The organism is Kitasatospora sp. NBC_00070 (assembly GCF_045041205.1).
GTDB lineage: Bacteria > Actinomycetota > Actinomycetes > Streptomycetales > Streptomycetaceae > Kitasatospora.
On sequence record NZ_CP108247.1, the window covers coordinates 6,358,793 to 6,384,055 of the forward strand.

Consider the following 25,263-nt stretch of genomic DNA (forward strand, 5'->3'; position numbering starts at 1 on the left):
ACCCCTCCGTCGGGATCAGCTTCGGCCGATCAGCTCCAGCACTCTGGCGGCCGACGTCCCCAGGCCGGTCGGACCGCCGAGCGGCTGCCGGACCGGTGTGATGGTCGGGGCGAAGTGCCGCTGCAGTGCGGCCTCGTTGTAGCGGTCGCAGCCGGCGTGCCAGACCAGGATTCCGTACATCCAGTGCCGGATCTCCTGGACGTAGCCCTCCAGCTCCTTCCTGGCCTCCGCTTCGAGCCCGAACTCGTCCAGCAGCGCCGGGAGTTCGATCTCGGTGAGGTGCTCGAACTGCTTCATCCGACTGGTCATCAGGTCGCTCACGATGTCCAGCGCCTGGTGCCGGTCGCAGTCCAGGAAGTTCTGCACCACCAGCACCGCGTTGTGCAGCTCGCCCTCGAACTCGATCTCCTTCTGGTAGGAGAAGACGTCGTTCATCATGCAGGAGTAGTCGGCGGCGGCCGCCTCCAGCTCGACGATCGGGGTGGAGAGGAACACCTCCGGCGGGATGCTGTTGCCCCGGGCCAGCCGGGCCAGCGCCCGGGTGAGGTCCGAGCCGAAGGTCTGCCGGCGCATCTCGATGTAGTCCACCGGGTCCGGGATGTGGTTCTGCATCTGGTTGGCCAGCTCCCAGAGCCAGCTCTCCAGCATCCGTTCGACCGCGCCCCGGAAGTCCCGCCGGGACTCGACCGGCATCGGGCCCGCCGTCCGCTGCCACAGGTCGGCCAGCGAGATCTCGATCGGGTGCACCGGGGTGACCGGTGACACCCCCTCGACCGCCATCAGGCCGAGCATCCGCTGGTGCAGCTGCTTGGCGCCGAGCATGTCCCCGGTGCGGCCGTAGACCAGCGGGTAGAGGTCGTCGCCCCAGGTGCCCCAGGTCAGCCAGGAGGTGGTGAGGTCCAGCTGCTCCAGGGTGGCGTCCGGGTGGATGCCGGCCGAGCAGAGCGCGAAGTCGTACGCGCGCAGCTTCTCCTCGGTCCACAGCCCGGAGCCCGGCACGCCGGGGACCAGGTCCAGCAGGCCCATCCGGTGCGCCCAGCCGACCACGTTCTCCCTGGACTGCGCCAGGTGCGGGCTCAGGTCGTTCTTGAACGGCAGGTAGAAGTCCGGCAGTTCGGTCGGGCCGACCTGCTCGAACGGCGTCCGGCTGAAGCTGCGCAGCCGGGTGGGCATGGTCCGGGCGACCGAGCCGAACAGCCGGACGGCCGAGGTGCCGAGCCCGGACGGGCCGCTCAGGTAGCCGGGCAGCGCGGCGTCGGCACCGGCCGACTCGTTCATGTACCGGCTGGAGCGCAGGTGCCACTCGTGGCCGCCGGACTGCCAGTCCTGCAGCCCCTTGACGTACGCGAACACGTCGGCGGCGGCCCTGGTGTCCAGCCCGTGCTCGGCCAGCAGCAGCGGTACCTCGGTCAGCGCGGTGTGCTCGAACTGCTGGAGCCGGGAGGTCAGCAGGTCGTTCACCCGCTCGGCCGCCTCCTGCGTGGAGCAGTTCAGGAAGCGCTCCAACACCAGGACGCCGTTGGAGAGTTCGCCCTCGCCCTCGACCTCGCGCTGGTAGGAGAACAGGTCGTTGCGCAGGTGCACCCCGTCCGAGAAGGAGTCCCGCAGCACCTCCATCGGGCGGCTGGCCGCGATCACGTCCGGCACCTCGGCGCCCGCCGCGTGCTCCACCAGACCGGCCGACCAGGGCGCGCCGCCGACCTTGCGGCGCATCGCGATGTACTCGATCGGGTTGGCGACCCGGCCCTCGTTGATGTTGGCCAGCTCCCACATCGACTCGTCCAGCAGCGCCTTGGTGGCCACCGCGAAACGTTTCCGCCAGCCCATCGACATGGCCGGTACGGACCGGGCCCACAGGTCGGCGAGCCCGGCCTCGACCGCGTTGGTCGGCTCCGGGTGGCCCTGGCCGTCGTCCAGCGGCATGTAGGCGGGCAGCCGGTCCAGGTACTCCTTGCCGCCGACCAGGTCGCCGCTGCGCTTGAAGATGTCCAGGAAGTGGTCGTCGAAGAAGAACACCCAGACGTACCAGTCGGTGATCAGGGCCAACTCGGCCGCGTCGCAGTCCGGATGGGTGTACGCGCAGAGCAGCGCGTAGTCGTGCCGGTCGAAGTCGTCCTCGTCCCAGATCCCGGAGCCCTCGATCATCACCATCTCGCGGGCCCAGGCCTTGGAGTGCTCGCGGGCGCTCTCCAGGTGGGGGTTCAGCCGGGCCGGGTACGGCATGTAGAAGTCCGGCAGTTGGAAGGGTTGCGGCGCCATCGGCGTGCCAAGCCTTTCGTGGGTCTCCCCTGACATGGCGTCGGGCGGCCCGGCCACGGCCGGACCGCCCGACGCCCAACCGATGGATCAGTCGCGCCCGTTGGCGATCTGGACGTTCTCCAGCACACCCAGCGCGTCCGGCACCAGGACGGCGGCGGAGTAGTAGGCGGTGACCAGGTAGGAGATGATCGCCTTCTCGTCGATGCCCATGAAGCGGACCGACAGGCTCGGCTGGTACTCGTCCGGGATGCCGGTCTGGTGCAGACCGATCACGCCCTGGTTCTCCTCGCCGGTGCGCATGGCGATGATCGAGCTGGTCCGGTCCTTGCTGACCGGGATCTTGTTGCAGGGCAGGATCGGCACCCCGCGCCAGGCCGGCACCTTGGAGCCGTGCAGGTCCACGTGGTCCGGGTACAGGCCACGGGCGTTGAACTCGCGGCCGATCGCGGCGATGGTGCGCGGGTGGGCCAGCAGGAAGTCGGTGTCCCGGCGGCGGCTGAGCAGCTCGTCCAGGTCGTCCGGGGTGGGCGGCCCGGAGTGGGTCTGCAGCCGCTGCTTGAAGTCGGTGTTGTTCAGCAGGCCGAACTCGGGGTTGTTGACCAGCTCGTACTCCTGGCGCTCGCGCAGCGCCTCGACGGTCAGCCGGAGCTGGTGCTCGGTCTGGTTCATCGGCTGGTTGTAGAGGTCGGCGACCCGGGTGTGCACCCGGAGCACGGTCTGCGCCACGCTCAGCTCGTACTCGCGCGGCGAGGCGTCGTAGTCGACGAAGGTGCCGGGCAGCTGGACCTCGCCCCAGTGGCCGGCCGAGAGGGCGATCTCGGCCTCGCCCAGCTCGTTCTGCCGCTGCTGGGGGAGGGTCAGGAACTCCTGCACGTGCGTCTGGAGCGCGGGCGAGGCGTCCAGGATGCTCTGGAAGTCGGCCCGGGAGAGCGAGAGCACGGTGCCGTTGGTGACGGCCTTGACCGTGTAGTCCCACAGTGCGTTGTCGTCGGTCAGGCTCTGCTCGCCGAACCGGTCGCCGTCGGCCAGCACGCCGAGCTGGGTGGGCGCGTCGTACGCGTCCAGACCGGCCCGGCTGACCTTGCCGTGCGCGAGCAGGTGCAGTTGGTCGATCGGCTCGCCGAGCTCGGCCAGCACCTCACCCGCCCGGAACTCGCGCTGGACGCACCGGCCGGCCAGCGCGACCAGCACGTCCTGGTCGTCGAAGCCGCGCAGCAGTGCCAGCTCACCGAGCTCGGCCGGGATCACCCGCACCTCGGAGCCGGTCTTCACGAAGTCGATCCGGCCGTCGCCGACCGTGTACGTCAGGCGGCGGTTGACCCGGTAGGCCCCGCCGGCGGTCTGCACCCAGGGGAGCACCTTGAGCAGCCAGCGGGAGGTGATCTCCTGCATCTGCGGGGCGGACTTGGTCGTGGTGGCGAGATTGCGCGCAGCGGCTGTGCCGAGGCTCAGCTGCTTCTCCTGCGCCTGTGCGGTCTCCAGGCTTGCGTCGACGGACATCTGCCGGGTCTCCTTCATATGGTCACGGCGGACCGCCTGTCGTCCTGACAGGTCGTCAAATATGTTTGAGCGAAACGGGATTGACGATGTCAGCGGCCCTGCCGACCCCTCGCCCCCGGTCGCTCACGACACTAGATCGTCCGCGTGGCCCGGGCCCTTCATCCGGTCGTCCGCTCGCCTGATCAGGTGAAGAATGTGCATGACGTGTGTAACTCCGGAATTTTCTGCTCAAGGAAGTACCCGAACGAAAAAAGGTGGGCCCGGAGGTACCCGGACCCACCTTCTGCCGTACCGTCAGCGGGTCGGGTGCAGCCAGCCCTCGGGGTCGGCGGCGAGGCCGTGGTGCAGGTCGGTGAGGGCGGTGCGGAGGGCGCGGGTGACCGGGCCGGGGGTGCCGTCGCCGATGGTCCAGTCACCGTCCCGGTCGCGGACCCGGCCGACCGGGGTGACCACGGCGGCGGTGCCGCAGGCGAAGACCTCCGAGACGGTGCCGTCGGCGCACTCGCGGCGCCACTGCTCCAGGGTGATCCGCTCCTCGCCGACCGGGTGCCCGAGCCGCTCGGCCAGGGTCAGGATGGTGTTGCGGGTGACGCCGGGGAGCAGGGTGCCGGTGAGCTGAGGGGTGATCACCCGGGCGTCGGCGCCCCGGCCGCGGACCAGGAACATGTTCATCCCGCCCATCTCCTCCAGGTAGCGCCGCTCCACCGCGTCCAGCCAGACCACCTGCTGGCAGCCGGCCGCCTCCGCCTCGCGCTGGGCCAGGAAGGACGGGGCGTAGTTGCCCGCGATCTTCACGTTGCCGGTGCCGCCGGGGAAGGCCCGGACGTAGTCGTGGCTGACGAAGACCGAGACCGACTCGGTGTTCTCGCCGAAGAAGCCGCCCGCGACGAAGGCCATCAGCAGGAACCGGTAGGTCCGGGACGGGCGCAGCATCAGCGAGGTGTCGGTGCCGAACATCATCGGCCGCAGGTAGATGCTGTGCGACGGGTCGTCGGACAGGCTGCCCTGGTCGGCGTTGATCAGCTGGTCGACCACCGAGACGAAGACGTCCGCCGGGAGCTCGGGCATGGCCAGCCGGGCGCAGGAGCGCTGGAACCGCAGGGCGTGGTCGGCGGAGCGCCAGACGCCCATCGCGCCGTCGGCCCGGCGGTGCGCCTTGAGGCCCTCGAAGGCGACCTGGCCGTAGTGCAGGCCGATCATGCCGGGGTGGACGGACAGGTTCTGCAGGGAGGTCAGCTCGGGGGCCGACCAGCCGTCCTGCTCGTTCCACTCCATGCTGATCATGTGCTCGGTGAAGGACTCGCCGTGGCCGGGGTTCGCGACGACCTGGGCGGTGGGCTCGAGGGTGGTGGTCATGGTGGGACTCTCCTTGTCGAGGGTGCGGAAGGGGGTGCGGGCGATCAGACGAGCGGAGCGAAGAAGTAGGTGTCGCGGGTGGCGAACAGCCCGTCGGGGCGGACGGTGAAGCTGTCGGCGAACCGCAGGTCGACCGGCGCGCCGGAGTGCAGCACGCCGTGGAACTCGCCGAAGACGCCGACCGTCGGGCCGTCCGCGAGCACGGTGGTCAGGGTGTGGTTGCCCGCGCGGATGGTGCGGTCCCGCCCGTAGAAGCCGAGCAGGCCCTCGGGGCCGGTCATCAGCCCGTAGCCGGGGCGGCGGTACTCGGCGTCCGGCGCGAACAGCGCGGCCAGGCCGGCGGCGTCGCCCTGGTCGACCAACTCGTAGAAACGGCGGACCACCCGGACGGCGAAGGCGCTCTCGGTGGTGGGCGGGGCAGTGGTCATCGGGGGTCTCCAGGAAGCAGGGCGGTGGTCAGGGTGGGGCGGATCGCGGCGAGCGGCGCGGGGCCGGTCATCCGGGCGTGGGTGCAGTCGATCGGGTGCACGGTCAGTCCGCCGCCGACGTACGGCTGCCAGACGGCGGGGTCGGGGGCGTCGGCCGGGCGGTCGGCGGTGGCCAGGTAGAACAGCACCTCGCCGTCGAAGTGGCCGGGGCGGTGGTCGGCCAGCAGGTTGAGGTTGCCGGCGAACACCCGGGGGAGTGCGGCCAGCAGTTCGGGTTCGAGCCCGGCCAGCGGGCCGTCGGGGCGGTGCACCGCCGTCCGGTACTCGGCCGGGGTCGGCCGGCCGTCGGGGTAGCCGTCCAGCGGGTAGCCGAGGGTGCCGAGCAGGGCGGCCAGCGTCTCGCCGTCCTCCGGGGACCAGTCCCGGAGCTGGGCCGGGATCGGCGGGTAGCCGTCCAGCATCGCCAGCAGCGCGACCTGCTCGCCCGCCGCCCGCAGCTGGACCGCCATCGAGTGCGCGACCGCGCCGCCGTACGACCAACCGAGCAGCTGGTAGGGGCCGGTGGGCTGGACCTGGCGGATCTGCTCCAGGTAGTCCTTGGCCATCTCCTCGATGCTCGCGGGGGCCGCCTCCGGGTCGGCGAAGGCCCGGGACTGGAGGCCGTACACGGGCTGGTCGGGGTCGAGGGTGCCGAGCAGGCCGGAGAACACCCAGCTCACCCCGGCGGCCGGGTGGACGCAGAACAGCGGGGTGCGCGAGCCGCGCGGCCGGAGCGGCAGCAGGACGGCCAGCGAGTCCGACTCCTCGCCGGAGTCCAGGCGTTCGGCCAGTTCGGCCACGGTCGGTGCCTCGAACAGGGCCCGCAGGCTGAGCCGGGCGCCGAGCGCCGAGCGGAGCCGGCTGACCAGCCGGGTGGCCAGCAGGGAGTGGCCGCCGAGGTCGAAGAAGTTGTCGTCGATGCCCACCTCCGGCTGCCCGAGCACCTGGGCGAAGATGTCGCAGAGCGTCCGGTCCCGTTCGTCGCGCGGGCCCCGGCTCGCCTGCCGGGTGGGCAGGTCGGGGGCGGGCAGCGCGCGGCGGTCGAGCTTGCCGTTCGGGGTCAGCGGCAGCGCGTCGAGCTGGACGAAGGCGGCCGGGACCATGTAGTCGGGCAGCTGCTCGGCGGCGAACGCCCGCAGCCCGGCCGGGTCGAGCGGGTGCGGGGCGGTCAGGTAGGCGACCAGGCGCCGGCTGCCCGGTCGGTCCTCCCGGACGTCCAGGGCGACCTGGACGACCTCCGGGTGCCGGGCCAACTGGGCCTCGATCTCACCGAGTTCGATCCGCAGGCCGCGGATCTTGACCTGCTGGTCGGCCCGTCCGGCGAAGGCCAGCTGACCGTCCGGGCGGCGGCGGACCAGGTCGCCGGTGCGGTACATCCGCTCGCCCGGTGCGCCGTACGGGTTGGCGGTGAACCGCTCGGCGGTCAGCCCGGGCCGGTTGAGGTAACCCCGGGTCAGGCCCGCGCCGGCCAGGTAGAGCTCGCCGGTGGCGCCGACCGGGACGGGGGCCAGGTGCCGGTCGAGCACGTAGACCCGGGTGTTGTGCACCGGTCCGCCGATCGGCGGCAGTGCGCCCGGGCCGGGCTCCGGGCCGAGGTCGGCGGCGGTGGCCGCGACGGTGAACTCGGTCGGCCCGTACATGTTGACCATCCGGAACGGGACGCCCGGCGCGGGCCAGCGGCGCAGGGTGTCACCACCCAGGTAGAGCAGGCGCAGGGCGCCCGGGTCGGCGGTCAGGTCGTCGAGCGCGGCCTCCAGTCGGGGGGTCGGCATGAAGCAGGCGGTGATCCCGGCCTCGGCCACCCAGCGGGTCAACGCCTCGGCGTCGTCCAGCAGTCGGGTGTCCGGCAGGACGGCGGTGCCACCGGCGGTGAGCACCGGCCAGAGCTCCATCACCGAGGCGTCGAAGCCCGGGGTGGCGAGCTGGCTGGCCCGGTCGGCGGCCGTGACACCGTACTCGCCGGTGATCCAGGCGCACAGGTCGGTCAGACCGGCGTGTTCGCAGACCACGCCCTTGGGGCGGCCGGTGGAGCCGGAGGTGTAGATGACGTACGCGGCGTCCCCGGGCCTGATCCGGACGGTGGGTGCGGTGTCGGGCCCGCCGGGGTGGCCGGGCAGCACCAGCGGGACGTACGGCAGGCGGTCGGCCAGTTCGGGCCGGGTGACCACCAGGGTCAGCGCGGCGTCCTCGACCAGGAAGGCGAGCCGCTCGGCGGGGTAGGAGGCGTCCAGCGGGACGTACGCGGCGCCGGCCTTGAGGATCGCCAGCAGGGTGGTGATCAGCTCGGTGCCCCGGTCCAGGCAGACCCCGACCAGCGCGCCGGGGGTGACCCCACGGTCGATCAGATGGTGCGCCAACCGGTTGGCCCGGGTGTCGAGTTCGGCGTAGCTGAGCCGTTCGGCGCCGTGCTCCAGCGCGATCGCGGCCGGGGTGCGGCGGGCGTGCCCGGCGATCAGCTCGGGCACCGGCCGGCCGTCGGCGGCCGGCACGGCGGTGTCGTTCCACTCGACCAGGGCGGTGTGCCGCTCGGCCCCGGTGAGCAGGTCGAGGCGGCTGACCGGCAGTTCCGGGTCGGCCAGCGCGGTCCCCAGCAGGCGGAGGAACTGGCCGAGCAGCCGGGTGACGGTGTCGTGGTCGAGCAGGTCGGTGGCGTAGTCGGCGTTCAGCCGCAGGCCGGCCGGGGCGCCGTCCTCCCGGGTCTCGGCCACGGCCAGCGTGAGGTCGAACTTGGCGGCGCCGGTGCCGATCGCCACCGGGTGGGTGGTCAGCCCGTGGAAGGCCGCGCCGTGGCCCTCGCCGGGCGGCTGGGCGAGCAGCATGATCTGGAACAGCGGGTGCCTGGACAGGCTGCGGGTCGGGTTGAGCTCCTCGACGATCCGCTCGAACGGGACGTCCTGGTTGGCGTACCCGGCGAGGTCGGACTCCCGGACCCGGCGGACCAGTTCGCGGAAGGTCGGGTCACCGGAGACGTCGGTGCGCAGCACCAGGGTGTTGACGAAGAAGCCGACCAGGTCGTCGAGGGCCTCGTCGGTCCGGCCCGCCGTGGCCGAGCCGACCGGGATGTCGGTGCCGACCCCGAGCCGGGCCAGCAGGGCGCCGAGGGCGGCCTGCGCGACCATGTAGAGGGTGGCGTGCTGCTCGCGGGTGAAGGCGAGCAGCCGGGCGTGCAGCTCGGGGCTGCTGGTGACGGTGGCGGCGGCGCCCCGGAAGGACGGCTTGGCGGGCCGGGGGCGGTCCAGCGGCAGCGGCACCTCGTCCGGCAGACCGGCCAGCGCGCCGCGCCAGTGGGCGAGTTGACGGGACAGCAGGCTCTCCGGGTCCTGGTCGGTGCCGAGCAGTTCGTGCTGCCAGTGGGTGTAGTCGGCGTACTGGACCGGGAGCGGCCGCCAGTCGGGTGCGGTGGCGGTGCACCGGGCCCGGTAGGCGGTGGCCAGGTCGCGGAGCAGCGGGCCGAGCGACCAGCCGTCGGTGGCGATGTGGTGCATCACCAGCAGCAGTACGTGCTCCTGCTCGGCCAGGCGGAACAGGAACGGCCGGATCGGCAGGTCGGCGGTCAGGTCGAAGACGTGGCCGCAGGCGTCGGCCAGGACGGTGTCCAGGTCCGGTTCGGCGCAGTCGACCGAGGTCCAGGCGGGTGCGGACCCGGCGGGCCGGACGAACTGCCGGGGCTCGCCGTCGATCTCGCCGTAGGTGGTGCGCAGCGCCTCGTGCCGGTCGAGCACGTCGGCCAGCGCCAGGCGGAGCGCCTCGGGGTCCAACTCGCCGCTCAGCCGCAGCGCGTAGGGCAGGTTGTAGGCGGAGCCCGGGCCCTGGATCTGCTCGTGGAACCAGAGCCGGTGCTGCGCGTGCGACAGCGGGACGGCCGCCTCGCGCTCGACCGGGCGCAGGGCCGGGCGGGTCCCGTCGGTCAGCCTGCCTGCCAGCTCGGCGATGGTGGGTGCCTCGAACACGGCCTGGATGGTGAGTTCGGCTCCCAGGGCGGTGCGGACCCGGCTGATCAGGCGGGTGACCAGCAGCGAGTGGCCGCCGAGGTCGAAGAAGCTGTCGTCGATCGAGACGGCCGGCTGCCCGAGCACCTCCGCGAAGATCGCGCAGAGCACCCGCTCCCGCTCGTCCCTGGGCTCGCGGCCGGTCTCGCCGACCGGGAGCTCGGGGGCGGGCAGGGCGCGGCGGTCCAGCTTGCCGTTCGGGGTCAGTGGCAGCCGGTCGAGCTGCACGAAGGCGGACGGGACCATGTACTGCGGCAGCCACCGGGCGGCGTACCGGGCCAGTTCGGCCGGGTCGAGCGGCTGACCGGCGGTCAGATAGGCGACCAGGCGCTTGTCGCCGGGGCGGTCCTCCCGGACCAGCAGGGCGACCTGGCCGACCTCGGGGTGGCGGGTGAGCAGGGCCTCGATCTCGCCGAGTTCGATCCGCAGGCCGCGGATCTTGACCTGCTGGTCGGCCCGCCCGCCGAAGGCGAGCTGTCCGTCCGGCCGGAGCCGGACCAGGTCGCCGGTACGGTACATCCGCTCGCCCGGCGCGCCGTAGGGGCAGGCGACGAAGCGTTCGGCGGTCAGACCCGGCCGGTCGAGGTAGCCCCTGGCCAGCCCGGCGCCGGCCAGGTAGAGCTCGCCGACCGCGCCGACCGGGACGGGGCCGAGGTGGTCGTCCAGTACGTACACCCGGGTGTTGGCGGCGGGCCGGCCGATCGGCGGCAGGGCACCGGGGCCGGGCTCCGGACCGAGGTCGGCGAAGGTGGTGGTGACGGTGAACTCGGTCGGCCCGTACTGGTTCGACATCCGGAACGGGACGCCGGGGGCGGGCCAGCGGTGCAGTGTGTCGCCGCCGAGGTAGAGCAGGCGCAGCGCGCCGGGGTCGGCGGTCAGGTCGTCGAGGGCGGCCTCCATCCGGGGGGTCGGCAGGTAGCAGGCGGTGATCCGGCTGTCGGCCACCCACCGGGTCAACGCCTCGGCGTCGTCCAGCAGACGCGGCGTCGGGAGGACGGCCGTGCCGCCCGCGCAGAGGATCGACCAGAGCTCCATCACCGAGGAGTCGAAGCCCGGGGTGGCGAGCTGGCTGGAGCGGTCGGCGGCGGTCAGCCCGTACTCCCGGATCATCCAGTCGGCCAGGTTGCTCAGCCCGGCGTGTTCGCAGACCACGCCCTTGGGGCGGCCGGTGGAGCCGGAGGTGTAGATGACGTACGCGGTGTCCCTCGGGTGCACGGTCACCGGCGGCGCGGTGTCGGGGCCGGTCTGGGTGCCGAACAGGACGGCGGGGGTGCCGGGCAGCCGGTCGGCCAGTTCGGGCTGGGTGACCAGCAGGGTCAGCGCGGCGTCCTCGACCAGGAAGGCGAGCCGCTCGGCGGGGTAGGAGGCGTCCAGCGGGACGTACGCCGCGCCCGCCTTCAGGATCGCCAGCAGGGTGACCACCTGGGCGGTGCCGCGCTCCAGGCAGACCCCGACCAGGGTGCCGGGGGTCACCCCGCGGTCGATCAGATGGTGCGCCAACTGATTGGCCCGGGCGTCGAGTTCGGCGTACGAGAGCCGTTCGGGGCCACACTCAAGGGCGGTCGCGGTCGGGGTCAGCCGGGCCTGCCGGGCGATCACCTCGTGCACCCGGCGGTCGGTCGGGAAGGCCACGGCGGTGTCGTTCCACTCCACCAGGACGGTGTGCCGCTCGGCCTCGGAGAGCAGCTCCAGGGCGCCGACCGGCCGGGTGGGGTCGTCGAGGGCGGCCTCCAGCAGGCGGAGGAACTGGCCGAGCAGCCGGGTGACGGTCTCCTGGTCGAACAGCTCGGTGGCGTAGTCGGCGTTCAGCCGCAGCCCGGCCGGGGCGCCGTCCTCCCGGGTCTCGGCCACGGCCAGCGTGAGGTCGAACTTGACCGCGTCGGTGCCGACCGGGACGGGCTCGGCGGTCAGGTCGGTGAACTCGGGCCCCTGGCCGCTGCCGGGCGGCTGGGCGAGCAGCATGATCTGGAACAGCGGGTGTCTGGACAGGCTGCGGGCCGGGTTGAGCTCCTCCACCAGGCGCTCGAAGGGCACGTCCTGGTGGGCGAAGGCGGCGAGGTCGGACTCCCGGACCCGGCCGACCAGTTCGCGGAAGCCGGGGTCGCCGGAGACGTCGGTGCGCAGCACCAGGGTGTTGACGAAGAAGCCGACCAGGTCGTCCAGGGCTTCGTCGGTGCGGCCCGCCGTGGCGGAGCCGAGCGGGATGTCGGTGCCCGCGCCGAGCCGGCTGAGCAGCGCCGCCAGCGCGGCCTGGGCGACCATGTAGAGGGTGGCGTGCTGCTCGCGGGTGAAGGCCAGCAGCCGGGCGTGCAGCTCGGGCGAGCTGGTCAGGGTGACGGCCGCGCCCTGGTGGGTGGGCGTGGCGGGGCGAGGGCGGTCCAGCGGAAGGGTGACCTCGTCCGGCAGCCCGGCCAGGGCCTCGCGCCAGTGGGCGAGTTGACGGGACAGCAGGGTGTCCGGGTCGTCGTCGGTGCCGAGCAGTTCGTGCTGCCAGCGGGTGTAGTCGGCGTACTGGACCGGCAGTGGCTGCCAGTCCGGTGCGGCCCCGTCCCGGCGGGCCCGGTAGGCGGCGGCCAGGTCCCGGGTGAACGGCCCGAGCGACCAGCCGTCGGTGGCGATGTGGTGCAGCACCAGCAGCAACACGTGCTCCCGGTCGGCCAGTCGGAGCAGGTGCGGCCGGATCGGCAGGTCGGTGGCCAGGTCGAAGGGCACGTTGCAGGCGCGGGCCAGCTCGGCGCTCAGCTCCGGCTCGGCGCACCGGCCGAAGGTCCAGCCGGGGCGGGCCGCCTCGACCGGGACGATCCGCTGCCGGGGCTCGCCGTCGACCTCCTGGTAGACGGTGCGCAGCGTCTCGTGCCGGGCGATCACATCGTCCAGTGCCAACTGGAGTGCCGCTCCGTCCAGTTCGCCCCGGAGCCGGATCGCGTACGGGAAGTTGTAGGCGGTGCTCGCGGCGCCGCCCTGGGCCTGCTCGTAGAACCAGAGCCTGGCCTGGGCGGGCGACAGCGGGATCGCCGAGTCCCGGTCGGTACGGCGCAGCCCCGGGCGCGGGCCGCCCTCGGTGACCAGTTGGGTGACCAGGTCGGCGACGGTGGGCGACTCGAAGACGGCCTTGACGGTGAGTTCGGCGCCCATCACCGTGCGGACCCGGCTGATCAGGCGGGTGACCAGCAGCGAGTGGCCGCCGAGGTCGAAGAAGTTCTCGTCGATGCCGGCCGACTCCAGGCCGAGCAGGTCCGCGAAGATGCCGCAGAGCAGCTCCTCCCGGGCGTTCCGGGGGCCGCGGCCCGCCTGCCGGACGGGGAGTTCGGGGGCGGGCAGGGCGCGCCGGTCGAGCTTGCCGTTCGGGGTCAGCGGCAGCGCGTCGAGCTGCACGAACACGGTCGGGACCATGTAGTCCGGCAGCCACCGGGCGGCGTGCCGGCGCAGCTCGGCCGGGTCGAGCGGCCCGCTGCTGGTCAGGTAGGCGACCAGCTCCTTGCGGTCGCCGGGGCCCTGGTGGAGGTCCAGGGCGACCTGGGTGACCTCGGGGTGGCGGGTGAGCATGGCCTCGATCTCGCCGAGTTCGATCCGCAGGCCGCGGATCTTGACCTGTTGGTCGGCCCGTCCGGCGAAGGCGAGCTGTCCGTCCGAGCGGCGGCGGACCAGGTCGCCGGTGCGGTACATCCGCTCGCCCGGTACGCCGTAGGGGCAGGCGACGAAGCGCTCGGCGGTCAGGTCGGTCCGGTTGAGGTAGCCCCTGGCCAGCCCGGCGCCGGCCAGGTAGAGCTCGCCGGTGGCGCCGGTCGGGACGGGGGCCAGGTGGCGGTCGAGCACGTACAGCCGGGTGTTGTGCACCGGTCCGCCGATCGGCGGCAGTGCGCCCGGGGTGGGCTCGGGGCCGAGCTCGGCGGCGGTGGCCGCGACGGTGAACTCGGTCGGCCCGTACTGGTTGGAGAGCCGGAACGGCGAGTCCGGCGCGGGCCAGCGGCGCAGCGTGTCGCCGCCCACGTAGACCAGGCGCAGCGCCCCCGGCCGGGCCGTCAGGTCGTCGAGTGCGGCCTCCAGCCGCGGGGTCGGCATGAAGCAGATCGTGGTGCCGGAGTCGGCCACCCACCGGGTCAACGCCTCGGCGTCGTCCAGCAGTCGGGTGTCGGGCAGCACGGCGGTGCCACCGGCGGCCAGCACCGGCCAGAGCTCGATCACCGAGGAGTCGAAGCCCGGGGTGGAGAGCTGGCTGGCCCGGTCGGCGGTGCCGAGGCCGAACTCCCGGACCATCCAGGCGGACAGGTCGGTCAGCCCGGCGTGTTCGCAGACCACGCCCTTGGGGCGGCCGGTGGAGCCCGAGGTGAAGATGACGTAGGCGGCGTCCCTCGGGTGCAGGGTGACGGCGGGTGCGTCGACCGGGCCGTCGGGCAGGCTGTCGAGCAGCACCAGGGCGGCCGAGGTGGTGGGCAGCCGGTCGAGCAGGCCGGGCTCGGTCACCAGCAGCGGCAGCGCGGCGTCCGCGGCGATGACGGCCAGCCGGTCGGCCGGGTAGGAGGCGTCCAGCGTGACGTACGCGGCGCCGGTCTTCAGGATCGCCAGCAGGGTGACGATCCGTTCGATGCCGCGCTCCAGGCAGAGCCCGACCAGCACCCCGGGAGCGGCGCCCTGCGCGATCAGGTGGTGGGCCAACCGGTTGGCCCGGGCGTCGAGTTCGGCGTAGCTGAGGCTCCGGTCCCGGTGTTCGACGGCGATCGCGGCGGGGGACCGGCGGGCGTGTCCGGCGATCAGCTCGGGCAGCGGGCGGCCGTCCGGCAGCGGGGCGGTGGTGTCGTTCCACTCCACCAGGACGGTGTGCCGCTCGGCCTCGGTGAGCAGGTCGAGCCGGCTGACCGGCAGTTCGGGGGCGGCCAGGGCGGAGTCCAGCAGCCGGAGCAGCTGGGCCAGCAGCCGTCGGACGGTGTCGGCGTCCAGCACCTCGGTGGCGAAGTCGGCGTTCAGTCGCAGCCCGGCCGGGCCGCCGTCCCGGTGGGACTCGCCGACCGCCAGGGTGAGGTCGAACTTGACCGCGTCGGTGCCCACCGGCAGCGGGGCGGCAGTGAGCTCGGCGAAGTCCGGTCCCGCACCGGTGCCCTCGCCGGACTGCTGGGCGAGCAGCATGATCTGGAACAGCGGGTGTCTGGACAGGCTGCGGGTCGGGTTGAGCTCCTCCACCAGGCGCTCGAAGGGCACGTCCTGGTGGGCGAAGGCGGCGAGGTCGGACTCCCGGACCCGGCCGACCAGTTCGCGGAAGCCGGGGTCGCCGGAGACGTCGGTGCGCAGCACCAGGGTGTTGACGAAGAAGCCGACCAGGTCGTCCAGGGCTTCGTCGGTGCGGCCTGCGGTGGCGGAGCCGACCGGGATGTCGGTGCCGGCGCCGAGCCGGGACATCAGGGTGGCGAGCGCCGCCTGCACCACCATGAAGACGGTGGCCTGCTGCTCCCGGGCGAAACCGAGCAGCCGGCTGTGCAGCTCCGGGGTGCTGACGGCCGAGACGGCGGTGCCCTTGTGCGCGGGGACGGCCGGGCGGGGGCGGTCCAGCGGCAGCGCGACCTCGTCCGGCAGACCGGCCAGCGCCTCGCGCCAGTGGGCGAGTTGCTGACTGAGCAGGCTGTCCGGGTCGTCGTCGGTGCCGAGCAGTTCGTGCTGCCAGAGGGTGTAGTCGGCGTACTGGACCGGCAGCGGCTCCCAGTCGGGTGCGCCGCCCCGGCGGCGGGCCCGGTAGGCGGCGGCCAGGTCGCGGACCAGCGGGCCGAGCGACCAGCCGTCGGTGGCGATGTGGTGCATCACCAGCAGCAGCACGTGCTGCCGCTCGGAGAGCCGGAAGAGGAACGGCCGGATCGGCAGGTCGGTGGTCAGGTCGAAGGCGAGGTTGCAGGCCGCGGCGAGCTCGGCGTCGAGGTCCTGTTCGGTGCTCGGGGTGACCGTCCAGACCGGGGCGACGTCCTCGATCGGCAGCACCTGCTGGTACGGCCGGCCGTCGGCCTCGCCGTAGGTGGTGCGCAGCGCCTCGTGCCGGTCGAGCACGTCGGTCAGGGCGAGGCGCAGCGCCTCGGGGTCCAACTCGCCGGTCAGGCGCAGCGCGTAAGGGAGGTTGTAGGCCGAGCTGGTACCCGCGATCTGCTCGTAGAACCAGAGCCGGGTCTGGGCGTAGGAGAGCGGGATCACGAGGAGACCTCCTTGGTGCGGGCCCGCAGGGCCGGCCGGGCCCGGGTGGCGGTGGTCAGCCGGCCGGCCAGGTCGGCGATGGTGGGTGCCTCGAAGACGGCCTTGATGGTGAGTTCGGCGCTCATCACCGAACGGACCCGGCTGATCAGGCGGGTGACCAGCAGCGAGTGACCGCCGAGGTCGAAGAAGTTGTCGTCGATGCCGACGGTCTCCAGGCAGAGGATCTCGGCGTACAGGCCGCAGAGCTTCTCCTCCCGCTCGTCCCGGGGGCCCCGGCCGACCGGGCGGCCGGTGTGGTCGGGGGCGGGCAGGGCGCGCCGGTCGAGCTTGCCGGTCGGGGTCATCGGCAGCGCGTCCAGCAGGACGACGGCCGAGGGCACCATGTACTCGGGCAGCAGCTCGGCGACGAAGGCGCGGACGGCGACCGGGTCGACCGGACGGTCCGTCACCACGTACGCGACCAGCCGCTTGTCGCCGGGCTGGTCCTCGCGGACCACCACCGCCGACTGGCTGATGCCGGGGAACTTCCCGACCGCGGTGCGGACTTCGCCGGGTTCGACGCGGAAGCCGCGGATTTTGACCTGGTCGTCGGCGCGGCCGAGGAATTCGAGGGTGCCGTCGGGGAGCCAGCGGACGAGGTCGCCGGTGCGGTACATGCGTTCGCCGGGGGTGGCGTGGGGGTTGGCGACGAAGCGTTCGGCGGTGAGGGCGGGTTGGGCGGTGTAGCCGTGGGCGAGGCCGAGGCCGGACATGTAGAGCTCGCCGGTGACGCCGGGGGCGACCAGGCCGAGGTGGGCGTCCAGGACCCAGAGTTGTTTGCCGTTGAGGGCGCGGCCGACCGGGATGCTGGTGCGGGCGGCGTCCCGGGGGGTGACGTGGTGGGCGACGGTGAAGATCATCGACTCGGCGGGCGAGTAGCCGTTCACCAGGCGGATCTTCGGGAAGTCGGTGACCAGGCGCATGACGTGCGGGATGGAGGCGGCTTCGCCGCCGGTCATCACCTGCTGGAGTCCGGTGAAGACCTGCGGGTACTCGTCGAGCAGGAAGTTGAGCAGACTTGCCGAGACGTGCAGCGTGGTGACGGCGTGTTCGCGGACCAGGGCGGCGATCACGGTGGGCTCGGGGCGCTGGCCCGGCTGGAGCACGCAGACCCCACCCGAGAGCAGTGGGCTGAAGAGTTCGAGGGCGAAGGCGTCCCAGGAGATCGGGGAGCACTGGAGCCAGACCTGGCCGGGGTCGAGGGTGGCGAAGTCCTGGCCGAGCAGGGTGCCGACGATGGCCCGGTGCGGGGAGACCACGCCCTTGGGGGTGCCGGTGGAGCCGGAGGTGAACATCAGGCAGGCGGCGTCCAGCGGGCCGGCGATCGGAGGAAGCGGAGTGCTGGGGAGGTCGGGCAGACGGTCGGTCAGCACCTCGGGTGCGTCGAGCTGTCCGGCCAGGGGGGAGCGGGTGACGACCAGTCGGGCCCTGGTGTGGGCCAGCACCGCGTTGATGCGTTCGACGGGGAATTCGGGGTCGAGCATGGTGTAGGTGCCGCCGGCTTTGAGGACGGCGAGGACGGCGGTGACGAGGTGGGTGGAGCGTTCGAGGTGGATTCCGGCGACGTCGCCGCGTCGGAGTCCTTCGGCGATCAGGTGGTGGGCGAGCTGGGTGGAGCGTTCGTCCAACTCCCGGTAGGTGACCCGCTCGTCGCCGAAGACCAGCGCGGTGGCGTCCGGGGCCAGGGCGGCCTGCTCGGCGAACAGCTCGTGCACCGTCCGCTCCACCGGGACCCGGGCGGGAGCGCCCGCCCAGTCCAGCGCCAGCGTCCGCCGCTCCGCCGCCGACAGCACGTCCACCAGGCCGACCGGCAGCTCGGGAGCGGCCAGCGCACCCTCCAGCAGACGGACCAGCCGGGCCGCCAACTCCTCGACCGTGTCCCGGTCGTAGAGGTCGGAGGCGTAGTCCACGTTGATCCGCAGTCCGGCCGGCGCGCCCTCCTCGCGGCGCTCGGTGACGGCCACCGTCAGGTCGAACTTCACCGTGTCCACCCCGGCCGGGACGATTTCGGCGGCCAGGCCGGGGATCACCAGCTCGGCGGCGCTGTTGTTCTGCACCACCAGCATGATCTGGAACAGCGGGTGCCTGGCCAGCGTACGGACCGGGTTGAGCTCCTCCACCAGCCGCTCGAACGGCACGTCCTGGTGGGCGTACGCGTCCAGGTCGGACTCCCGGACCCGGGCCACCAGCTCGCGGAAGCCGGGGTCGCCGGAGAGGTCGGTGCGCAGCAGCAGGGTGTTGACGAAGAAGCCCACCAGGTCGTCGGCGGCCTCGTCCACCCGGCCCGCGACCGGGGTGCCGAGGGGGATGTCGGTGCCGCCGCCGAGCCGGGAGAGCAGGGCGGCCAGGCCCGCCTGCAGCACCATGAACAGGGTCGCCTGGTTCTCCCGGGCGAAGCTGAGCAGTCGGCCGTGCAGCTCGGCGCCGACGGTGACGTTGACCGCGTCGCCGAGGTTGGTCGGGGCGGCCGGACGCGGGCGGTCCAGCGGGATGGTCAGCTCCTCCGGCAGCTCGGCCAGCGCCGAGCGCCAGAAGGCGAGTTGCTGGGCGATCAGGCTGCCCGGGTCGTCGGCCGCACCGAGCAGCTCCTGCTGCCAGACGGTGTAGTCGGCGTACTGCACGGGCAGTGGCTGCCAGTCGGGTGCCTCGCCGGTGGTGCTCCGGGCGGCGTACGCGGCGCCGAGGTCGCGGACCAGCGGGCCCATCGACCAGCCGTCACTGGCGATGTGGTGCATCACCAGGAGCAGCACGTGCTGCTCCTGGTCGAGCTCGAACAGGTGCACCCGCAGTGGCGGTTGGGTCGACAGGTCGAAGCCCTGGTTGGCGGCCGAAGCGATCAGTGCGGCCAACCCCGCCTCGTCGGTGGTCAGTTCGCTCCACGGGATGCCGGCCTGCTCGGGGGTCAGCACCCGCTGGTACGGCTCGCCGGCCCACTCCTGGAAGACGGTCCGCAGCACCTCGTGCCGGGTCACCACGTCCGAGACGGCGTCCCGCAGTGCCCGGGTGTCCAGCGCGCCGCGCAGGCGGATGGTGAGCGGGACGTTGTACGCCGAGCCCTGCTCCTCCAACTGGCCGAGGAACCAAAGCCGTTGCTGGGCGAAGGAGAGCGGGAGTCGCTCCGGCCTGACCACCGCGCGGAGCGCCGGGCGGGCGTGCTGGGCGCGGTCCACCCGCTTGCCGAGCCGGGCCACGGTCGGGGCCTGGAAGAGGTCGCGGATGCCGATCTCGACGCCGAGCACCGAGCGGAGCCGGCTGACCAGGCGGGTGACCAGCAGCGAGTGGCCGCCGAGGTCGAAGAAGTCGTCGTCGATGCCGACCGACTCCAGGCCGAGGATCTCGGCGAACAGGCCGCAGAGCAACTCCTCCTGGGCGTTGCGGGGTTCGCGGCCCTGCGGCCGGTGGGTGTGGTCGGGGGCGGGCAGCGCGCGCCGGTCGAGCTTGCCGGTCGGGGTGATCGGCAGCGCGTCCAGGAAGACCACCGCCGAGGGCACCATGTACTCGGGCAGCAGGCCGGCCACGTGGGCCCGCAGGGCGGCGGCGTCCACCGCCAGGGCCTCGGGCGAGCCGTCGGTGACCACGTAGGCGACCAGCCGCTTGTCACCGGGCCGGTCCTCGCGCACCAGTACGGCGGCCTGGCCGACCCCGGGGAAACCGGCCAGGGTGGCCCGCACCTCGCCCGGCTCGACCCGGAAGCCGCGGATCTTCACCTGGTCGTCGGCCCGGCCGAGGAACTCCAGGATGCCGTCGCCGCGCCAGCGCACCAGGTCGCCGGTGCGGTACATCCGCTCGCCCGGGCCGCCGTACGGGCAGGCCACGAACCGCTCGGCGGTCAGCGCCGCCTGGCCCGCGTAGCCGTGTGCCAGACCGACGCCGGACATGTAGAGCTCGCCGGTCACGCCGGGGGCGACCAGGCCGAGGCCCTCGTCCAGCACGTACAGTCGCTTGTTGCCGAGCGGGCGGCCGACCGGGATGGACGGGCGGGTGCCGTCGGCCGGGGTGATCTCGTGCGAGACGGTGAAGATCATCGACTCGGCGGGGGAGTAGCCGTTGACCAGGCGGAGCTTGGGGAAGCTGTGGACCAGGCGCATGACGTGCGGGATGGAGGCGGCTTCGCCGCCGGTCATCACCTGCTGGAGTCCGGTGAAGGTCTGGGGGTACTCGTCGAGCAGGAAGTTGAGCAGGCTCGCCGAGACGTGCAGGGAGGTGACCTGGTGGCGGCTCACCAGCTCGGCGATGACGGCCGGTTCGGGGCGCTGGCCGGGCTGCAGGACACAGATCCCGCCGGACATCAGCGGGCCGAACAGCTCCAGCGCGAAGGCGTCCCAGGAGACCGGGGCGCACTGCAGCCAGACCTGGGCCCGGTCGAAGTCCACGAAGCCCTGGCCGACCAGGGTGCCGACGATCGCGCGGTGCGGGGAGACCACGCCCTTGGGCACACCGGTGGAGCCGGAGGTGAACATCACGCAGGCGGCGTCGCCCGGGTCGGCCAGCCCCTGGAGGCCGGTGACGGGGTGTTGGGCGATCAGCCCGGCCTCGGTGTCCAGGGCCAGTTCGCGGTGCGGGCCGGGCAGCCGGCCGGACAACTCCTCGACGGTGAGCAGCAGTCGGGCGTCGGTGTGGGCCAGTACGGTGCCGATCCGCTCGACCGGGAACTCCGGGTCCAGCATGGTGTAGGTGCCGGCCGCCTTGAGCACGGCGAGCACCGCGACCACCAGCTCGACGCCGCGCTCCAGGTAGACCCCGGCGACGTCGCCGCGCCGGAAGCCGTCGGCGATCAGGTGGTGCGCGAGCTGGGTGGAGCGTTCGTTCAACTCGCGGTAGCTGATCCGCTGTTCGCCGAAGATCAGCGCGGTGGCGGCGGGCTGCCTGGCGGCCTGCTGCTCGAACAGCTCGTGCACGGTGAGCTCGGCCGGGAACTCCACGGTGGTGTCGTTCCAGTCCACCAGCAGGGCCTGCCGCTCGTCGCCGGAGAGGATCTCCAACCGGCCCACCGGGACGTCCGGTTCGGCGAGCTGACCCTCCAGCAGGCGGACCAGCCGACCGAGGATCACCTCCACCGAGGCCCGGTCGAACAGGTCGGTGGCGTACTCCGCCATCGCCCGGATACCGGCCGGCTCGCGGTCCGGGCCGAAGGTCTCGGTGAAGCCGAGGGTCAGGTCGAACTTGGCGGTGTCGGTGGTGACCGGCGCGATCTCGGTGTCCAGACCGGGCAGCCGGAGCTTGGCCTCGGCGTTGTTCTGCACCACCAGCATCACCTGGAACAGCGGGTGCCGGGAGAGCGTGCGGACCGGGTTGAGCTCCTCCACCAGGCGCTCGAAGGGCACGTCCTGGTGGGCGTAGGCGTCCAGGTCGGTCTCCTTGACCCTGGCCACCAGCTGACGGAAGGTCGGGTCGCCGGAGAGGTCGGTGCGCAGCACCAGGGTGTTGACGAAGAAGCCGACCAGCTCCTCCAGCGCGTCGTCGGTGCGGCCGGCCGTCGGGGTGCCGAGGGGGATGTCGGTGCCCGCGCCGAGCCGGGTGAGCAGCCCGGCCAGCGCCGCCTGCATCACCATGAAGAGGGTGGCGTTGTTCTCCCGGGCGAAGGCCAGCAGCTTGCGGTGCAGCCCCTCGCCGAGCCGGGCGGTGGTGACCTGGCCCTGGTTGGTCGGCAGCGCGGGGCGGCTGCGGTCGGCCGGGAGCGCGATCTCCTCCGGCAGGTCGGCCAGCGCCTGGCGCCAGAAGGCGAGCTGCTGGGAGAGCAGGCTGTCCGGGTCGTCCGCCGAGCCGAGCAGGTCCTGCTGCCAGAGCGTGTAGTCGACGTACTGCACCGGCAGCGGCTCCCAGTACGGGGCGGTGCCCTCGCAGCGGGCGCCGTACGCGGTGGCGAGGTCGCGCATCACCGGGCCGAGGGACCAGCCGTCGCTGGCGATGTGGTGCATCACCAGCAGCAGCACGTGCTCCTCCGGGCCGACCGCGAAGATGTGGGCGCGGATGGGGAGTTCGACCATCAGGTCGAAGGAGTGCCGGGAGGCCATGTCGAGTTCGAGCGGCAGCTCGTCCGGGTCGGTGTCCAGCACCGTCACCATCGGCCGGGCCACGCCGGGCGCCACCACCCGCTGGTACGGTTCGCCGTCCACCTCCAGGAAGACGGTGCGCAGCGCCTCGTGCCGGCCGACCACGTCGGACACCGCGCTGTGCAGCGCGTCCACGTCGAGGCGGCCGCGCAGCCGGATGGTGTGGGCCACGTTGTACGTGCTGTTCGGCCCCTCCAGCTTGTTCAGGAACCAGAGCCTGCGCTGCGCGTAGGACAGCGGGATCTCTTCGGGACGCTCCATGACGTAGGACCCCTTTCGCGCCCGGTGGGCGCCACGGATTCGCTCGGCGAGGCGCGACACGGTGGGCGCCTCGAACAGGTCTCGGACGGTCAGCTCGACGCCTGCGGCGGAGCGGATACGGGCGATCAGGCGGGCGGCCAGCAGGGAGTGGCCGCCGAGTTCGAAGAAGTCGTCCTCGATCCCGGCCCGGTCGAAGCCCAGGATCTCGGCGAACAGGTCACAGAGCTGGGCCTCCTGCGGAGTCCGGGGCGGGCGGCCGGTCTCGCGCGGGGTGTGGTCGGGGGCGGGCAGGGCGCGGCGGTCGAGCTTGCCGGTCGGGGTGAGCGGTAGCGCTTCCAGCGTGACCACGGCGGACGGGACCAGGTGCTCGGGCAGCCGGGCGGCGACGAAGGCGCGCAGCGCGGTCGGGTCGACCGGGTGGTCGGTGACCACGTAGGCGACCAGCCGCTTGTCGCCCGGGGTGTCCTCGCGGACCACGGCGGCGGCCTGCCGGACGCCCTGGTGGGCGGTCAACGCCGCCTGCACCTCGCCGGGTTCGACGCGGAAGCCGCGGATTTTGACCTGGTCGTCGGCGCGGCCGAGGAATTCGAGGGTGCCGTCGGGGAGCCAGCGGACGAGGTCGCCGGTGCGGTACATGCGTTCGCCGGGGGTGGCGTGGGGGTTGGCGACGAAGCGTTCGGCGGTGAGGGCGGGTTGGGCGGTGTAGCCGTGGGCGAGGCCGAGGCCGGACATGTAGAGCTCGCCGGTGACGCCGGGGGCGACCAGGCCGAGGTGGGCGTCCAGGACCCAGAGTTGTTTGCCGTTGAGGGCGCGGCCGACCGGGATGCTGGTGCGGGCGGCGTCCCGGGGGGTGACGTGGTGGGCGACGGTGAAGATCATCGATTCGGCGGGGGAGTAGCCGTTGACCAGGCGGAGCTTGGGGAAGGTGTGGACCAGGCGCATGACGTGGGGGATGGAGGCGGCTTCGCCGCCGGTCATCACCTGCTGGAGTCCGGTGAAGGTCTGGGGGTATTCGTCGAGCAGGAAGTTGAGCAGGCTGGCGGAGACGTGCAGGGAGGTGACCTGGTGGCGGGTCACCAGCTCGGCGACGGCGGCCGGTTCGGGGCGCTGGCCGGGCTGGAGGACGCAGGTGCCGCCGGAGAGCAGTGGGCTGAAGAGTTCGAGGGCGAAGGCGTCCCAGGAGATCGGGGAGCACTGGAGCCAGGTCTGCTGTGGGCCGAGGGTGGCGAAGTCCTGGCCGAGCAGGGTGCCGACGATGGCCCGGTGCGGGGAGACCACGCCCTTGGGGGTGCCGGTGGAGCCGGAGGTGAACATCAGGCAGGCGGCGTCCAGCGGCCCGGCGATCGGAGGAAGCGGCGTGGTGGGGTGCAGGGCGGCGGGCTCGATCAGGATCTCGTCGGCGGTGGCCAGGCGGCCGGCCAGTGCGGCACGGGTGACCACCAGTCGGGTGGTGGGCAGGAGGGAGTTGATGCGTTCGACGGGGAATTCGGGGTCGAGCATGGTGTAGGTGGCGCCGGCTTTGAGGACGCCGAGGACGGCGGTGACGAGGTGGGTGGAGCGTTCGAGGTGGATTCCGGCGACGTCGCCGCGTCGGAGTCCTTCGGCGATCAGGTGGTGGGCGAGCTGGGTGGAGCGTTCGTCCAACTCCCGGTAGGTGACCCGCTTGTCGCCGAAGACCAGCGCGGTGGCGTCCGGGGCCAGGGCGGCCTGCTCGGCGAACAGCTCGTGCACCGTCCGCTCCACCGGGACCCGGGCGGGGGCGCCCGCCCAGTCCAGCGCCAGCGTCCGCCGCTCCGCCGCCGACAGCACGTCCAACTGACCCACCGGCAGGTCCGGTTCGGTGAGCGCCGCCTCGATCAGCCGGAGCAGCCGGTCGGTCAGCGTGACCACCGACTCCCGGTCGAGCAGATCGGTCGCGTACTTCATCAGCAGGCTGATGCCCTCGCCCGCCGGGCTCTCCGCCAGCTCCACGATCAGGTCGAACTTCGCCACGTCCAGGTCGATGACCTCGGTCTCGACCGTCAGGCCGGGGAAGTCGGCCGCCGCCCCGGGGCTGTTCTGGAGCACCAGCATCACCTGGAACAGCGGGTGCCTGGCCAGGCTGCGGGTCGGGTTGAGCTCCTCCACCAGCCGCTCGAACGGCAGGTCCTGGTGGGCGTACGCGTCCAGGTCGGACTCCCGGACCCGGGCCAGCAGCTCGCGGAAGCTGGGTGCCCCCGACAGGTCGGTGCGCAGCACCAGGGTGTTGACGAAGAACCCGACCAGGTCCTCCAGTTCACGATCCGTCCGCCCCGCCACCGGCGTGCCGAGCGGCACGTCGGTGCTCCCGGTCAGCCGGGACAGCAGGGCGGCCAGTGCGGCCTGCACCACCATGAACAGGGTGGCCTCGCCGCTCCGGGCGAACTCGTTGATCCGGGACTGAAGTTCGGGCCCGATCCGGGTGGCCAGCACCTCGCCGTGGTAGGACGGCGAGCCGGGCCTGGCGCGGTCGGCCGGTACGGTCAGCTCCTCCGGCAGCTCGGCCAGCGCCGAGCGCCAGTAGGCGAGTTGCTGGGTGAGCAGGCTCTCCGGGGCGTCGGCCGAGCCGAGCAGGTCCTGCTGCCAGAGCGTGTAGTCGGAGTACTGCACCGGCAGTGGCTCCCACTCCGGGGCCGCCCCGCCGTGGCAGCGCGCCCGGTAGGCGGTCGCCAGGTCCCGCAGCAGCGGGTCCAGCGACCAGCCGTCGGCCGCGATGTGGTGCAGCACCAGCAGCAGCGTGTGGTCGGTCGGACCGGACTCGAACAGGTGGGCCCGCAGCGGAAGTTCGGTGGCCAGGTCGAAGCCGTGCGCGGCGGCGGTGCGGACCGCCGCCGCGCTGTGCCCGGCGACCGACCAGACCACCGAGGGCTGCTCCAGCACCTGCTGCCAGGGGCTGCCGTCCCGCTCCACGTACACGGTGCGCAGCGCCTCGTGCCGGTCGGTCAGGTCGGTGACGGCGGCCCGCAGCGCCTCCCGGTCGAGCGGGCCGCGCAGTCGGACGGTGAGCGGGACGTTGTAGGTCGGGCTCGGCCCCTCCACCTGGTTGAGGAACCAGAGGCGGGCCTGGGCAAAGGACAGCGGAATCATCGGGCCTCCCGGAGCCAGGGCATTCGACCTCACGCGGTCCCGCCCTCTAGCGGATGAATGACG

The 25,263-nt window shown here is 72.8% G+C and carries 6 protein-coding genes; all 6 read right to left on the minus strand.

Going from position 1 to position 25,263, the window contains the following annotated elements:
• Nucleotides 1-15: 15 nt before the first annotated feature.
• Nucleotides 16-2,259, minus strand: a complete 2,244-nt coding sequence (locus OHV05_RS28940; RefSeq protein WP_405020290.1) for a germacradienol/geosmin synthase — start codon at nt 2,257-2,259, stop codon at nt 16-18.
• Between the two features lie 87 nt (nt 2,260-2,346).
• Complete coding sequence (locus OHV05_RS28945; protein WP_405020291.1) at nt 2,347-3,759, minus strand: family 2B encapsulin nanocompartment shell protein; 1,413 nt, start codon at nt 3,757-3,759, stop codon at nt 2,347-2,349.
• 294 nt (nt 3,760-4,053) lie between these two features.
• Nucleotides 4,054-5,115, minus strand: coding sequence for a branched-chain amino acid aminotransferase (locus OHV05_RS28950; RefSeq protein ID WP_405020292.1), 1,062 nt, complete (start codon nt 5,113-5,115; stop codon nt 4,054-4,056).
• A 44-nt stretch (nt 5,116-5,159) separates the two neighbouring features.
• Nucleotides 5,160-5,543: a nuclear transport factor 2 family protein gene (locus tag OHV05_RS28955; protein WP_405020293.1), complete on the minus strand. Its 384-nt coding sequence runs from the start codon at nt 5,541-5,543 to the stop codon at nt 5,160-5,162.
• On the minus strand, nt 5,540-15,742 hold the full coding sequence (locus OHV05_RS28960; RefSeq protein WP_405020294.1) for an amino acid adenylation domain-containing protein: 10,203 nt from the start codon (nt 15,740-15,742) through the stop codon (nt 5,540-5,542). The genes OHV05_RS28955 and OHV05_RS28960 overlap by 4 nt, the downstream gene beginning before the upstream one ends.
• Entirely contained in the window at nt 15,739-25,200 is a 9,462-nt protein-coding gene (locus tag OHV05_RS28965; protein ID WP_405020295.1) for an amino acid adenylation domain-containing protein, read from the minus strand. The genes OHV05_RS28960 and OHV05_RS28965 overlap by 4 nt, the downstream gene beginning before the upstream one ends.
• Nucleotides 25,201-25,263 lie beyond the last annotated feature (63 nt).

What these genes read in the sequence shown, in the direction of transcription:
- OHV05_RS28940 (WP_405020290.1), bottom strand. Translation starts at nt 2,259, where the DNA reads ATGGCGCCGCAACCCTTCCAACTGCCGGACTTCTACATGCCGTACCCG.
- OHV05_RS28945 (WP_405020291.1), bottom strand. Translation starts at nt 3,759, where the DNA reads ATGTCCGTCGACGCAAGCCTGGAGACCGCACAGGCGCAGGAGAAGCAG.
- OHV05_RS28950 (WP_405020292.1), bottom strand. Translation starts at nt 5,115, where the DNA reads ATGACCACCACCCTCGAGCCCACCGCCCAGGTCGTCGCGAACCCCGGC.
- OHV05_RS28955 (WP_405020293.1), bottom strand. Translation starts at nt 5,543, where the DNA reads ATGACCACTGCCCCGCCCACCACCGAGAGCGCCTTCGCCGTCCGGGTG.
- OHV05_RS28965 (WP_405020295.1), bottom strand. Translation starts at nt 25,200, where the DNA reads ATGATTCCGCTGTCCTTTGCCCAGGCCCGCCTCTGGTTCCTCAACCAG.